Source organism: Mycobacterium sp. SMC-18, assembly GCF_045310895.1.
GTDB lineage: Bacteria > Actinomycetota > Actinomycetes > Mycobacteriales > Mycobacteriaceae > Mycobacterium.
This window is the reverse complement of sequence record NZ_JBJIAL010000012.1, coordinates 137,904-149,742: the sequence shown is the minus strand read 5'-3', so window position 1 is coordinate 149,742 and position 11,839 is coordinate 137,904. Positions and strand designations below refer to the sequence as shown.

Annotated in this window: 11 protein-coding genes; 6 read left to right on the top strand and 5 right to left on the bottom strand. The window is 68.8% G+C overall.

Features of this window, described 5'->3' with window-relative positions; translation table 11 throughout:
• Nucleotides 1–3 precede the first annotated feature (3 nt).
• Both ACJH6J_RS13440 and ACJH6J_RS13435 read right to left on the bottom strand, forming a co-directional pair.
• Nucleotides 4–1,524 carry a glycerol-3-phosphate dehydrogenase/oxidase gene (locus ACJH6J_RS13440; RefSeq protein ID WP_212812173.1) on the bottom strand — a complete coding sequence of 507 codons (1,521 nt, stop codon included), beginning with the start codon at nucleotides 1,522–1,524 and terminating at the stop codon, nucleotides 4–6.
• Nucleotides 1,521–2,105, bottom strand: a complete 585-nt coding sequence (locus ACJH6J_RS13435; RefSeq protein ID WP_212812174.1) for a TetR/AcrR family transcriptional regulator — start codon at nucleotides 2,103–2,105, stop codon at nucleotides 1,521–1,523. The genes ACJH6J_RS13440 and ACJH6J_RS13435 overlap by 4 nt, the downstream gene beginning before the upstream one ends.
• A 50-nt stretch (nucleotides 2,106–2,155) precedes the next feature.
• Here ACJH6J_RS13435 and ACJH6J_RS13430 point away from each other — a divergent pair, with 50 nt between their 5' ends.
• Both ACJH6J_RS13430 and ACJH6J_RS13425 read left to right on the top strand, forming a co-directional pair.
• Nucleotides 2,156–3,736, top strand: a complete 1,581-nt coding sequence (locus ACJH6J_RS13430; RefSeq protein ID WP_371824562.1) for an FAD-binding oxidoreductase — start codon at nucleotides 2,156–2,158, stop codon at nucleotides 3,734–3,736.
• Nucleotides 3,733–4,620 (top strand): diacylglycerol kinase, encoded by an 888-nt coding sequence (locus ACJH6J_RS13425; protein ID WP_212812176.1) that lies wholly within the window; start codon nucleotides 3,733–3,735, stop codon nucleotides 4,618–4,620. Before ACJH6J_RS13430 ends, ACJH6J_RS13425 begins: the two co-directional genes overlap by 4 nt.
• Nucleotides 4,621–4,631: 11 nt before the next feature.
• Here ACJH6J_RS13425 and ACJH6J_RS13420 read toward each other — a convergent pair whose 3' ends face one another.
• On the bottom strand, nucleotides 4,632–5,270 hold the full coding sequence (locus tag ACJH6J_RS13420) for a TetR/AcrR family transcriptional regulator (RefSeq protein ID WP_212812177.1): 639 nt from the start codon (nucleotides 5,268–5,270) through the stop codon (nucleotides 4,632–4,634).
• A gap of 136 nt (nucleotides 5,271–5,406) precedes the next feature.
• On the opposite strand from ACJH6J_RS13420, the gene ACJH6J_RS13415 reads away from it, so the two are divergent.
• From ACJH6J_RS13415 to ACJH6J_RS13405, 3 genes are read left to right on the top strand one after another with little or no spacing between them, the layout of a single operon-like run.
• The gene (locus ACJH6J_RS13415) at nucleotides 5,407–6,270 is read left to right on the top strand and encodes an SDR family oxidoreductase (protein WP_244872608.1); all 864 of its coding nucleotides are present in this window, start codon (nucleotides 5,407–5,409) and stop codon (nucleotides 6,268–6,270) included.
• Nucleotides 6,267–7,181 (top strand): patatin-like phospholipase family protein, encoded by a 915-nt coding sequence (locus ACJH6J_RS13410; protein WP_212812179.1) that lies wholly within the window; start codon nucleotides 6,267–6,269, stop codon nucleotides 7,179–7,181. The genes ACJH6J_RS13415 and ACJH6J_RS13410 overlap by 4 nt, the downstream gene beginning before the upstream one ends.
• Nucleotides 7,181–8,638 (top strand): NAD(P)/FAD-dependent oxidoreductase, encoded by a 1,458-nt coding sequence (locus tag ACJH6J_RS13405; protein WP_212812180.1) that lies wholly within the window; start codon nucleotides 7,181–7,183, stop codon nucleotides 8,636–8,638. The genes ACJH6J_RS13410 and ACJH6J_RS13405 overlap by 1 nt, the downstream gene beginning before the upstream one ends.
• A gap of 124 nt (nucleotides 8,639–8,762) precedes the next feature.
• Here ACJH6J_RS13405 and ACJH6J_RS13400 read toward each other — a convergent pair whose 3' ends face one another.
• Entirely contained in the window at nucleotides 8,763–9,278 is a 516-nt protein-coding gene (locus ACJH6J_RS13400; protein WP_212812181.1) for a DUF3145 domain-containing protein, read from the bottom strand.
• Nucleotides 9,279–9,534: 256 nt separating this feature from the next.
• On the opposite strand from ACJH6J_RS13400, the gene ACJH6J_RS13395 reads away from it, so the two are divergent.
• Complete coding sequence (locus tag ACJH6J_RS13395; RefSeq protein ID WP_406804055.1) at nucleotides 9,535–10,953, top strand: NCS2 family permease; 1,419 nt, start codon at nucleotides 9,535–9,537, stop codon at nucleotides 10,951–10,953.
• On the opposite strand, the gene ACJH6J_RS13390 is transcribed toward ACJH6J_RS13395, so the two are convergent.
• A complete protein-coding gene (locus tag ACJH6J_RS13390; protein WP_212812183.1) occupies nucleotides 10,950–11,768 on the bottom strand; it encodes a serine hydrolase in 819 nt (272 codons plus the stop codon). The two genes, ACJH6J_RS13395 and ACJH6J_RS13390, sit on opposite strands and share 4 nt — an antisense overlap.
• Nucleotides 11,769–11,839 lie beyond the last annotated feature (71 nt).

Sequence of the window (11,839 nt, the reverse complement as noted above, 5' to 3'; positions counted from 1 at the left end):
GAGCTAGATGAACTCCTGTGCCACCTCGGCGACGCGGTCGCGGTCGGCGTCGACGAGCCCGATCCGGGTCCGGCGGTCCAGGATGTCGTCGGCGGTCAGCGCGCCTTCGTGCGTGACGGCGTATTCGAATTCGGCGCGGGTGACGTCGATGCCGTCGGCCACCGGCTCGGTGGGACGCTCACACGTGGCGGCGGCGAACACGTTCGGCGCCTCGGCGCCGTAGCGCGCCACGAGCGACTCCGGCAGCGCCGCAAGACGATCCACTGACACCGGGTTCTCCGGAGCGCCGACCAGCGGCAGATTCCGGGTCCGGCACTCCCCCGCGCCGAGCCCGCGCAGCGACATCGCCCGATTCAGCACATCCTCGGCCATGTACCGGTATTCGGTGAGCTTGCCACCGATGACGCTGAGCACACCGCTGCCGGACACGACGACGGCGTGATCGCGCGACACGTCGGCGGTGTTGCCCTCGCCGGTATCGATCAATGGCCGCAGCCCCGCGTAGGCACCCAGGACGTCGTCCGGCCCCAGGCTCGTCGCCAGCGCGGTGTTGACGGTGTCGAGCAGGAACGTGATCTCGGCCGGAGTCGGTTGCGGCACATCCGGAATGGGGCCGGGCGCGTCCTCGTCGGTGAGGCCGAGGTAGACGCGGCCGAGCTGTTCGGGCATGGCGAAGACGAACCGGTTGAGCTCGCCCGGGATCGGAACCGTCAGCGCCGCAGTCGGATTGCCGAACGCCGCGGCGTCGAACACCAGGTGGGTGCCGCGGCTGGGCCGCAGCTTGATCGCGCCGTCGAGCTCACCGGCCCACACGCCGGCGGCGTTGATCACCGCGCGCGCCGTCAGATCGAAAGTTTCCCCGGTGAGTTGGTCGGTCAGCCGCACCGAGGTGCCGGTGGCGTCGGACGCCGCCACCCGGGTCAGGATGCGGGCGCCATGCTGGGCGGCGGTGCGCGCCACCGCGGTGACCAGACGGGCGTCGTCGATCAGTTGGCCATCGTAGGCGAGCAACGCGCCGTCGAGTCCGTCGCGGCGCACCGCGGGCACCAACTCCGCCGCGCGGGCCGCGTCGACCCGTCCCGACCGCGGCAGGATCGACGCCGATGTGCCGGCCAGCCGGCGCAGGCCGTCGCCGGCGATGAATCCGGTACGCACCAAAGCCCTTGAGGCCCGGTTAATCTCGGACAGCAGCGGCACGAGTTGCGGCATGGCGTGCACGAGGTGCGGGGCGTTGCGGCTCATCAGGATGCCGCGCTCGATGGCGCTGCGCCGGGCGATGCCCACGTTTCCGGTGGCCAGGTAGCGCAGGCCGCCGTGCACGAGTTTGGAACTCCACCGGCTGGTGCCGAACGCCAGGTCGTGCTTCTCGACGAGCACCGTCGACAGTCCGCGGGTCGCGGCGTCCAGCGCGATGCCCACGCCGGTGATGCCGCCGCCGATGACGACGACGTCGACGGTCTCGCCGTCCGCCAGCGCCGTCAGCTCGGCTGTGCGGCGGGCGGCGTTGAGGGCACTGCTGCTCATGGTTTCAGGTATCCGTTCAGGGAGTGCGCGAGTTCGATGTCCAGCGCGGCAACGTCGAGGACAGGCGCGACCATCTGCGCCGACTGGATGGCGGACTGGACGATCAGCAGGCACATGGCGGCGAGTTGCCTGGGGTCGCCGGGGCGGACGCTGCCGTCGGCCTGCGCCGTGGCGAGCGCGCCGGCCAGCACTTCCAGCAGGATCTGCTGGCTGGTGCCCATGCGCTGCGAGATGTAGACCATCGCCAGCGCGGGTGCGCTGCTCAGGACGGACATGATGACTTCGTCGGCGCGCAGCCGCTCCGCCATGCCGACCATGCGTTTGACGATCGCCTCGCGGTCGTCGCCAGTGACGGCAACCTCATTGAGCGCGTTGGTGATTCGTGCCGTCAGCAGCGCCGCGAGGATCGCCTGCGTGTCCGGCCAGCGCCGGTACACCGTCGGCCGGCTGACGCCGGCACGACGTGCGATCTCGGCCAACGTCACGCGATCCACGCCGAAGGCGATCACGCAATCAGCCGCAGCGTCGATGATTCGGGCATCCAGAGAATCCCGAGCTTCATCGTTACTGATTGACATCATGTGTAATACTGTAACGCATGACCGCGACACGTGACCACCTCGAACCGCCGATGAAGTGGAACGCCTGGGGTGACCCCGCTGCAGCCAAGCCCCTGTCCGACGGCATCCGCGGCCTGCTGACCGCGGCCCTGGGCATCGACGCGACGCCGGCCGACGAGCTCGAGGCCGACCAGGTCACGTTGCGCCCGTCCGCCCTGGCGGACGCCGACCGCGTTGCACTCGCGGCGATCGTCGGCGACGAGTTCTGCCGAACCGACGATCACGACCGCCTGCTGCGGGCCGGCGGCAAGTCGACACTGGACCTGTTGCGCCGCAAGGACACCGGCGAGCAGGACGCAGCGGACGCGATCCTGCTGCCCGGCTCCGAGGACGAGATCGCCCGGGTGCTCCAGTACTGCACCGAACACCGCATCGCCGTCGTCCCGTTCGGTGGTGGCACCAGTGTGGTCGGCGGACTCGACCCGATCCGGAACGGCTTCAGCGCCGTCGTATCGCTGGACCTGCGCCGCCTGGACCGGCTGGTCGGGCTCGACAAGGAATCCGGCGAGGCCGAGCTCGAGGCCGGCGTCACCGGCCCCCAGGCCGAGGAACTCCTTGGCGCCGAGGGCTTTTCGCTCGGCCACTTCCCGCAGAGCTTCGAATTCGCGACCATCGGCGGGTTCGCCGCGACGCGGTCGTCGGGGCAGAACTCGGCCGGCTACAACCGGTTCGACGACATGGTGCGCGGACTCACCGTCGTCACCCCGGCCGGCGTCCTGGACCTGGGCCGCGCCCCCGCGTCGGCAGCCGGGCCCGACCTGCGTCAGCTGATCGTCGGCTCGGAGGGCACCTTCGGCGTCATCACCCGGGTGCGGGTGCGCGTGCACCCGGTGCCCGAGACCACCCGCTACGAGGCGTGGTCCTTCCCCGACTTCGCCACCGGCGCAGCGGCTTTGCGCGCCGTCGTGCAGACCGGCACCGGCCCGACGGTCATCCGCCTGTCCGATGAGGTGGAGACCGGCATCAACCTGGCCACCACCGACAGCATCGGCGAGCAGACCATCACCGGTGGCTGCCTGGCCATCACGCTGTTCGAAGGCACGGCCGCGCACACCGAGAGCCGCCACGACGAGACGCGTGCGCTGCTGGCCGCTCAGGGTGGCACCTCGCTCGGCGAGGCCCCGGCCCGCGCGTGGCAGCACGGCCGGTTCGGCGCCCCGTATCTACGCGACTCACTGCTCACGGCCGGCGCCCTGTGCGAGACCTTGGAGACCGCGACGACGTGGTCCAACGTGCCGGCGCTGAAGGCGGCCGTCACCGAGGCCCTCACCAGCTCGCTACAGGAAAGCGGCACACCGGCTTTGGTGATGTGCCACATCTCGCACGTCTACCCCACCGGTGCCTCGCTGTACTTCACGGTCGTGGCCGGCCAGCGCGGCAACCCCATCGAGCAGTGGCGCGCGGCGAAAACCGCGGCGTCCGAGGCCATGGTGCGCTGCGGCGCCACCATCACCCACCACCACGCCGTCGGCGCCGACCACAAGCCGTGGATGACGGCCGAGGTCGGCGACCTGGGCGTCGAGGTACTGCGCGCCGTCAAGAACGTGCTCGATCCCGGCGGAATCCTCAACCCGGGCAAGCTGATCCCGTGAGAGTCACCCTGCTGACCAACCCCGCCTCGGGCCAGGGACGCGGCTCGGCGGCAGCGCAGCGCGCCGTCGTGCGGCTGCAACGCCGCGGTGTCGACGTGGTCGAGCTGATCGGGTCCGACGCCGCCCATGCCCGCCAACTGCTCGACGAGGCACTCGACCACGGCACCGACGCGGTGGTGGTGGCCGGCGGTGACGGCATCATCTCCCTTGCGCTGCAGGCACTTGCGCAGGGCGACGTGCCGCTCGGCATCATCCCGGCCGGCACCGGCAACGACCATGCCCGCGAGTTCGAGATTCCGCGCGACGACCCGGAAGCCGCCGCCGACATCATCGCGACAGGCCGCACCCGCACCATCGACCTGGGCCGGATCGAGGGCGCCGACGGCACCGTCCGCTGGTTCGGCACGGTGATGTCAGCAGGCTTCGACTCGCTGGTCACCGATCGCGCCAACCGGATGACGTGGCCGCGGGGCCGGATGCGCTACAACGCGGCCATGCTGGTCGAGCTGTCGCAGTTGCGGCTGCACACGGCGCGGGTCAGTTTCGACGGCGGTCCCGAGCAGGAAATCCCCGTGACACTGGCGACTTTCGGCAATGGCAAGAGCTATGGCGGCGGCATGCTGATCTGCCCGGGCGCCGACCTGGGCGACGGCCTGCTCGATGTCACGATGGCGGCCTCGGCGTCGCGCACCAAACTGATCCGGCTGTTCCCCACGGTGTTCAAGGGCACGCATGTCCACCTCGACGAGGTGACCACGCGGCGGGCCCGAACCGTCACCATCGACGTGCCGGGCATCAACGCCTATGCCGACGGCGAATACGTGTGCCCGCTGCCGGTGACGGTGTCCGCGGTGCCCAACGCGCTGCGGGTCCTGGTTCCGTAGTCCGGCGGTCGTCAGTCCTGCGTAGCGGCAAGCAGCGCAAGCAGATTCATCAACCGGGTGATGGCGCCGGTGACCGGCCGGGCCGGCAGTGTCGGATCGACGGCACGCTGAATCCCGAGCCCGATGCCGGCGCTGAGAAACAGGTTGCCGATGTCGTCGAAGCTGTCGATCACCCCGGCGGCGACCATCTGCTCTTCGCCGAGCCCCAAATCGACCGCGAGCGAACGCAATACGTCGACGACCATCTGAGCGGCTTCGTTGCGAAGGTCCGTGACCATCTGCCCCAACTCGGGATCGTTGCGCGACAGCACCACGAATTCGAGTTCCAGCATCGTCCAGCCCACGTCGCCGGCGGTCCGTTCCAGCCAGGCGTTCACCGCCTCGACGCGGCTCGGCACATCGGCATCCGACATCGCCAGCTCTGACATCTCGGCGAACTTCTCGCGGTGGATGGCCTCGAGCACCTCCCGGCACAGGACCGGCTTGCTGCCGAAATTCGAATACACCGCGCCCTTGCTGTAGCCGGCGTCGTCGGCGATGTCCTCGAGGCTCGTGGAGGCATAACCGTGCTCGAGAAACCGGGCCTTCGCCGCGTCGAGCAGTTCGGCACGCGTCTGTTCCTGACGCTGCACCCTGGTCAATCGCGGCATGCGTTGATATTAATGGTTTGCGATACCGGGAGTACTGGCTTTACTCGGAGAATTCGGATACCGTGAGTATTCGAACGAGCCAGCAAGGCTCCTACCAGCAGATTCGAGGCTATCGATGCAGCTAGCACGACGCGCCATGTCACTCGACGGCGCCACAGTCATCATCACCGGAGGTGCCAGGGGCATCGGCGCCAAGACCGCCGAGCTGTTCTCTCAGCACGGCGCCACCGTGTGGATCGGCGACGTCGACGCCGACATCGCCGAGCAGACGGCCCGCAAAATCCCCCGCTGTCGCAGCGCACGCCTCGATGTCACCCGGCGTGACTCCTGGGACCAGTTCGTCGGGCAGGTGGTCAAGGAGTCCGGCCGCATCGACATCCTTATCAACAACGCCGGCGTGATGCCGCTGGGCGCTTTCGAGTCCGAAGCCGAGGCCACGACCGACCTGATCCTCGACGTCAACGTCCGGGGCGTGCTCAACGGCATGCGGGCAGTGATCCCGCTGATGATCACGCGCGGCAGCGGCCACGTCGTGAACATCGCATCGATGGCGGGCATGATTCCCGTCCCGGGCATGGTGACCTACAACGCCAGCAAGTTCGCCGCCGTCGGGGCGTCGCTGGCGGCGAGAACCGAATACGCCGGAACGGGCGTCACCGTGTGCGCGGTGCTGCCGTCAGCAGTCCGCACCGAACTGTCCTCCGGCGTCCAACTCGGCGGCGGCATGCCGACGGTCGACCCGGAAGATGTCGCGCAGGCGGTCCTCAAGACGTTGCGCACCAAGGCCGCCCGGACCTCGGTACCCCAATGGGTGGCACCAGGCTGGGCTCTGGTCGACGCGCTGGTGCCGGAGTTCGTCCAGCGTGCGGCACGCGCGCTCATCGACGATCGCCGCGCCCTGACCGCCCTCGACCCCGTCGGCCGTTCGGCCTACCTGGATCGGATCGAGCGGCAGTCGAAAGACCATGATGTCGAGTCGAACTCGGAAGCGCGCCGATGAAGCGGGCGCTCGTCATCGGCTGCGGCGGGACCATCGGCGGCGCCTGGATCGTCGCGGCCCTGCACGCCCTCCAGGAGCAGACCGGTTGGGACCCGCGGGAAGCCTCGGTGTTGCAGGGCACCTCGGCGGGCGCCGAGATCGTCACGATGCTCGGCGGCGGCGCGTCCGTCGACGACCTGGTCGCGATGCACCGCGGCACCAGTACCGACGAACGTCTGCGCCGGCACATCGAGGCGACGCCGCCGAGCCTGCCGCCGCTGCCGGCACCCCGCCTGCTCAACCCCGCACTTCTGCGCAGTCAGAACGGCCTGGCCGCGGTCACCGGCATCGCACCGACCGGCCGCGGCAACGCAGACTGGCTGCAGCACTTGGCATCTGGCTTCGCCAACAAATCGGGTTGGCTGGATCACCCGGGCGCCCGCATGGTGGCATTCGACTACCAGCGCGGCGAGCGGGTGGCTTTCGGCGCCCCCGGCGCGCCGAAAGCCACGGCGGGCGAAGCACTCCGGGCGTCATGGGGTGTCCCCGGCTGGATGCCACCGGTCCGTATCGGCGATCGCACGTTCGTCGACGGCGGCGCCGCGTCCACCGCGTCGGTCGACCTCATCAGCCCTGACGACGCCGACCTCATCTACGTCATCACGCCGATGGCCTCCGAAAGCGGCGTTCGCGCACCGGGGTTGGGCGGCATCCTCGAACACCGACTGCTGCGCCGCCCGATGTCCACCGTGCTGGATGCCGAAGTCGCCACCGCCCGGGCCCGCGGCATCGAGGTCGTCGTGATCCAACCGGACGCCGACGATCTGGCCGGCCTGGGTGCCAACTTCATGCTGCGCGGCAAGCGGCGCGCGGCGTTCGAATCCGCCATGACCACCGCACCGAACACGGTGCGTCGAGCCTGGGAGTCCTGATGAGCACACGTGATCCGCGCATCGTCATCATCGGCGCCGGCGTCGCCGGGATCGCCTCCGCGTACACCTTCCAGCAGGCCGGGTTCACCAACTTCACCATCCTGGAGAAGGGTTCGGACGTCGGCGGGGTGTGGCACTGGAACCGCTACCCCGGGCTGACGTGTGATGTGCCGTCGCACATCTACCAGTTCGCCTTCGCGCCCAAGCCCGACTGGAGCCATATCTGGGCCGGTGGCCAGGAGATTCAGGAGTATCACCGCGACGTCGTCGAGCGCTTCGGGCTCGACAAGCACCTGCGCCTCAACACCGAGGTCACGGCGCTGCACTACAACCAGGACGAACACACCTGGACCGTCACGACCCAGAACGAGACGCTGACAGCCGATTTCGTCATCTGTGCCACGGGCGTGCTGCACCACCCCTTCACGCCGGACATCCCCGGCATGGACGCCTTCGAGGGCACCGTCGTGCACACCGCCCGGTGGGATCCCGAACTCGAGACCGCGGGCAAGCGCATCGCCGTGATCGGCACCGGGTCGACCGGCGTGCAGGTGGTTTCGGCGTTGCAGCCCACCGCCGGCAGGCTGCTGCACTTCGCGCGGTCGCCGCAGTGGATGCTGTGGGCACCGATGAAGTTGCCGCAGCTGGGTGCCGTCACCGCGCTGCTGCGCGCCATGCCGCAGCTGTATCAGGCTGTCGCCGAACGCATTCCGCTGTGGGGTTCGAGCGTTCTCGTCGACATCGTGACCAAGCCGACGTGGCGTCGCAAGCTGGTGCAGCAGTACGCCCGACTGAGCCTGCGGGCCCAGGTCCGCGACCCGAAGTTGCGTGCCGAGCTGACGCCCGACTACCAGCCGCTGTGCAAACGGCAGGTGTTGTCGGGCACGTACTACCAGGCGATCAAGGCCCCCAATGCCCAACTCGTCACCGATCGCATCGCGGAGTTCACGCCCACCGGCATCCGCACCACGGAGGGCGAGCACCACAGGATCGATATCGCCGTGCTGGCCACCGGTTTTCAGGCGCACAACTACATGCGTCCGATGCAGGTGGTGGGGCGCGACGGCGTCACCCTGGACGACGCCTGGGTCAAAGGCCCGCGCGCCTACCGGATGACCGCGATCCCCGGCTTCCCGAATCTGTTCACCGTGCTGGGCCCGAACTCACCCACGGGGTCCATCTCGCTGCAGTACACCGCGGAACTCACCGCGCGGTACATCGTGAAGTGGCTCAAGCGTTTCGAGCGTGGCGAGATCAACGAGGTCGAAGTGACCGAGGCGGCCACCGACGAATTCAACGCCGCCGCTGTCGAGGCCATGGAGCCGACGGTGTGGAACACCGGCTGCAACTCCTGGTACTTCAGCGAAGGCGGCACCATCGACCTGTGGCCGTTCGACGTCGCCACGATCACCAGCATGCTGAGCGAGCCCGAACCGGAGCACTACCGGGTCAGCTAGCCGGGGATGGATCGGCGCGTAGAACTCTATCGACCGCGAAGGTGCACGTGGATCGCGAATCTCGCCGGTTCGGCGAGCTGTGTGCACGCTCGCGTCGATGCGACAGCCGCGTGGACCGGTCGAACTAGCCGACGCCCCGGTTCAGCCAGCTGACCTCGCCGACCTCGGCGCCGCCGCCGCGATACGGCTCCAGCGCCTCGTCCCAGGCGGTGCCGAGCACGGTGTCGAGTTCAGCGGCGAGCATGTCGGCGCCGCCCTCCATCAGCGCGCGCAGCCGCTGCTCGCCGACCACGGTGTCGCCGTTGGCGCTCATCGATCCGCTCCACAGGCCCAGCGTCGGGGTGTGGCACCAGCGGTGGCCGTCGACGCCGGTGCTCGGATCCTCGGTCACCTCGAAGCGCAGCACCGACCACGACCGCAAAGCGCTGGCGAGTTGAGCTCCGGTGCCGACGGGTCCCATCCAATTGGTGATGGCGCGCAGCTGACCGGGCATGGCGGGTTGGGGCGTCCACTTGAGGTTCGCCCGCGCCGACAGAGTCGACGAAAGTGCCCACTCCACATGCGGGCATACCGCCGCGGGAGAGGCATGGATATACACCACGCCCGTCGTCGCGTCGGCGAGTTGGTTCGACGCACGCATCATCTGCTCCTTCAGCTACACGAGGGACGTCTTCCCCAACGACCTGGTGTTGCTGAAATGTTGCAGTTGTTTAGTGCGTGTCTATTGTGCCGCCTGAGACCCCTGTTGCGCTAGTCTGTCGCGCAATCTCTCAGGACGGCCACAGAATCGCACCGCGATCAGGGGCGTTGCCGACTCGGTGTCGACGATCCCGGCAATTGCCGAACAGACGCCAACACCCGCGCGGCGCACCAGCGCGCCATCTATCTTCTAAGCCGTGACTGCCCTGGACCGGTTCTTCGAGATCTCCGCACGCGGCTCGACCGTCGCTGCTGAACTGCGCGGCGGCGCGGTGACCTTCATCGCGATGGCGTACATCATCGTGCTGAACCCCATCATCCTGTCGAGCACGGCAGACATCGCCGGGCACAAGCTCCCGTTCGGCCAGGTCTCGGCGGTGACATCACTGGCGGCCGGCGCCATGACGATCCTGTTCGGCGTCGTCGCGCGCCTGCCCTTCGCGTTCGCCGCCGGCCTCGGCATCAACTCGTTCCTGGCCAGCTCCGTGGTCGGCGTCCTGACGTGGCCGGAAGCCATGGGGCTGGTGGTCATCGAAGGCCTCATCATCGTCGCGATGGCCGTCACCGGCCTGCGGCGCATGATCTTCGATGCCGTGCCCATGCCGCTGAAACTGGCCATCACCGCAGGCATCGGGCTGTTCATCATGTTCATCGGCCTGGTCAACGCCGGCTTCGTCGCGTCGACCGGGCATCCGTCGCCGCCGCTGGGCCTGGGCGCCGGCGGCACCGGCTCGGTCCGCGCCATCCCGACCCTGGTCTTCGTGTTCACCCTGCTGACCTCCGGTGTGCTGGTGGCCCGCAAGGTGCGGGGCGGCATCCTCATCGGCCTCATCTCGGGCACCGTGCTGGCCGCCATCATCGAGGCGATCTGGCACCTCGGCTCGGCGACGGAAAAGCCCGGCGGCTGGAGCCTGTCCGTCCCGACGCTGTCCGGTTCGCCGTTCGCGGTGCCCAACCTGTCCCTGATCGGTCACGTGGACTTCGGCAGCTTCGGCCGGATCGGCGCCATCGCCGCGCTCATGCTGGTGTTCACGCTGCTGTTCACCAACTTCTTCGACGCCATGGGCACCATGACGGGACTGTCCCGGCAGGCCGGTCTGTCCGACGAACACGGCAACTTCCCGCGCCTGCAGTCCGCCCTGGTGATCGAGGGCACCGGCGCCGTGGTCGGCGGCGCGGTGTCGGCATCGTCCAACACGGTGTTCGTCGAATCGGGCACCGGCATCGGCGAAGGCGCCCGCACCGGTCTGGCCAGCCTGGTGACCGGTGGATTGTTCCTGGCCGCAATGTTCTTGACGCCGCTGACGGAGATCGTGCCCACCGAGGTCGCCGCCGCCGCGCTGGTCATCGTCGGCACACTGATGGTCTCGGTGCTCCGCGAGATCGACTTCTCCGACTTCTCGGTGGCCCTGCCGGTCGTGCTGACCGTGGCCGTCATGCCGCTGTCCTACTCGATCGCCAACGGCATCGGCGTCGGCTTCATCGCCTGGGCGGTGCTGCGCGCGGCGTCGGGCCGCATCAAGGAGATCAGCCCGCTGCTGTGGATCGTCGCCGCCGGGTTCCTGCTGTTCTTCGCGCGCGGCTGGATCGACAGCATGATCGGGGTCGTCCGCTAGGCGAACTCGCGCAGAACCGCGGCGGACACTTCCGGCCAGACGGCGTGCGTCCAGTCGCCGAAATCGCGGTCCGTCAGCACGACAAGCGCCAGGTCCGCTTCGGGATCCACCCAGAGGAACGTCCCCGACTGACCGAAGTGGCCGAACGTCCGGCCCGAGTTGCCCGCCGCCGTCCAGTGCGGCTGCTTGCCGTCCCGAATCTCGAAACCCAGACCCCAGTCGTTCGGGCGCTGCGATCCGAATCCCGGCAGCACGCCGTCGAGACCCGGGAACTGCACCGAGATCGCGTCGGCATGCATGGGCGTCGACACCAGGGCGGGACGCAGCAGGTCACCGGCGAATGCCGCCAGGTCGGCCACCGTGGACCAGGCGCCGTAGCCGGCGGTTTCGGCCGCGCCCGGCAGGTCGGAATCGCTCATCCCCAGCGGCTCGAAAACCGCTTCCCGCAGGTACTGCGCGAATTCGATGCCGGACTCGTGCTGCAGCACCTGAGCCAGTACCGCGAACCCGACATTCGAGTAGATGCGGCGCGTGCCGGGCGCGGCGATGGCGTCGGGTGTCTGCATCGCGAGACCCGAGGTGTGTGCCAGGAGGTGGCGCACCGTCGACCCGGGCGGGCCGGCCGGGGTGTCCAACTCGACGACGCCCTCTTCGATCGCGATCTGCGCGGCGCGGGCCACCAGAGGCTTGGTCACCGACGCGAGCCGGAACGCGCGGTCGACGGGTCCGTGCGTGGCGAGCACACCGGCGGGCGACACGACCGCCGCCGCGGCGTTCGGTACCGGCCAGGAATCCAGCAGCTCGAGAGCGGTCACGTCATCGACCCTGTCACACATCGCAGCGCCGATGGGCGGGCGCCGAGCCGCCGTTGACCAGACATTTGTAT

Bases quoted from the DNA above. Each gene is read 5' to 3' on its own strand.
- ACJH6J_RS13440 (WP_212812173.1), bottom strand. From the start codon at position 1,524: ATGAGCAGCAGTGCCCTCAACGCCGCCCGCCGCACAGCCGAGCTGACG.
- ACJH6J_RS13435 (WP_212812174.1), bottom strand. From the start codon at position 2,105: ATGATGTCAATCAGTAACGATGAAGCTCGGGATTCTCTGGATGCCCGA.
- ACJH6J_RS13430 (WP_371824562.1), top strand. From the start codon at position 2,156: ATGAAGTGGAACGCCTGGGGTGACCCCGCTGCAGCCAAGCCCCTGTCC.
- ACJH6J_RS13420 (WP_212812177.1), bottom strand. From the start codon at position 5,270: ATGCCGCGATTGACCAGGGTGCAGCGTCAGGAACAGACGCGTGCCGAA.
- ACJH6J_RS13415 (WP_244872608.1), top strand. From the start codon at position 5,407: ATGTCACTCGACGGCGCCACAGTCATCATCACCGGAGGTGCCAGGGGC.
- ACJH6J_RS13410 (WP_212812179.1), top strand. From the start codon at position 6,267: ATGAAGCGGGCGCTCGTCATCGGCTGCGGCGGGACCATCGGCGGCGCC.
- ACJH6J_RS13405 (WP_212812180.1), top strand. From the start codon at position 7,181: ATGAGCACACGTGATCCGCGCATCGTCATCATCGGCGCCGGCGTCGCC.
- ACJH6J_RS13400 (WP_212812181.1), bottom strand. From the start codon at position 9,278: ATGCGTGCGTCGAACCAACTCGCCGACGCGACGACGGGCGTGGTGTAT.